Genomic DNA, 338 nt, shown 5'->3' on the forward strand with positions numbered 1-338 from the left:
ACCGTCGACACCACAGCACCGGGTCAAGGCACCGGGGAAAACGGCACGGATGAACTGCCTCTGGTGGCGATCCCTGAAGCGGCTGACGGCATCAATAAGGACGAAGCCGGTGACGGCATTGATGTGCTGGTCACCCCTCCAACAGGCATTGAACCGGGCGACACCGTCACCCTTACCCTGACCAAACCGGACGGTTCAACTGCTGAGATATCTGCCACCGTGCCTGATGGCTGGACTGCAGGCACCGCTGTGACCATTACCATCCCAACCGCGGAAATCAGTGATGGCGGCAGCTTTAATGATGGTAACTACACCCTCACGGCGACTGCCTCCGATAC

The 338-nt window shown here is 59.2% G+C and carries 1 protein-coding gene; it reads left to right on the forward strand.

The annotated features are described in order from the left end of the window. Window positions 1-338: hypothetical protein (locus tag RN22_RS25255; protein ID WP_046308449.1), on the forward strand; the 338-nt coding region annotated here is incomplete at both ends.

This window comes from Grimontia sp. AD028 (genome assembly GCF_000973155.1).
In the GTDB taxonomy this organism is placed as follows: Bacteria; Pseudomonadota; Gammaproteobacteria; order Enterobacterales; family Vibrionaceae; genus Enterovibrio; species Enterovibrio indicus.